Annotated in this window: 2 pseudogenes; both read left to right on the top strand. The window is 66.0% G+C overall.

The features are described 5' to 3' along the window. Positions 1-594, top strand: a pseudogene (locus IU459_RS37395) (hypothetical protein); the annotation flags it as partial. Then, positions 591-735, top strand: a pseudogene (locus tag IU459_RS40610) (ATP-binding protein); the annotation flags it as partial. The pseudogenes IU459_RS37395 and IU459_RS40610, both read left to right, overlap by 4 nt.

Genomic DNA, 735 nt, shown 5'->3' with positions numbered 1-735 from the left:
ATCGGCCGGAAAGTGGATGTGCGCTCGACGTATTCGATGGTGCAGATCTTCGACCGAGGTGAGTTGATCGCCACCCATGTGCGCAAGCCATTCGGCAAGCAATCCGACGTGTCGCACTACCCGCCGGAAAGGATCGCCTTCGCTATGAAAGGCCCGACCTGGTGCCGCAAACGAGCCGAAGAGATCGGCGAGTCGACGGTCGCTGTGATCGCCGAATTGCTCAGCGAAAACGCGTTGTTCCGGCTGCGCGCGGCCCAGGGCGTGCTCGGGCTGGCCGACCGCCATAGCGAAGCGCGGCTCGAATTGGCGTGCGCCAAAGCGATCGCCGTCGGCGACCCGTCCTATCGGACCATCAAAGGCATCCTCGCCGCCGGCCTGGAAGCCGATCCACTGCCACCCAGCAACGGCGATGGAGGCGCCTCAGCGTTCCTGCACGGTCCTTCGCGGCTGTTCCGGAACGTGTTGGCGCTGCCCAACCCGGACAGCGTGGCCGCGATCCGCGCCACCACGAACGCCGCCATGGACACCACCGCCGCGGACCGCGCCCAGGACGACGGTGCGGACGGCGAACACGGTCAGGGGGTATCGGCATGATCGTGGATGTCGCGCTGGAACAAGCGCTGCGGACGCTGAAGCTATCCGGGATGCTGCAGACCCTCGAATCCCGCCTGGCCCAAGCCCGCGCCGGTGACCTCGGGCATATCGAGTTCCTGCAGGTCCTCTGCCACGACGAAA

Origin of the sequence: Nocardia amamiensis (assembly GCF_015477605.1) — a bacterium.
GTDB lineage: Bacteria > Actinomycetota > Actinomycetes > Mycobacteriales > Mycobacteriaceae > Nocardia > Nocardia amamiensis_A.
This window is presented reverse-complemented; position numbering and strand designations above follow the sequence as displayed.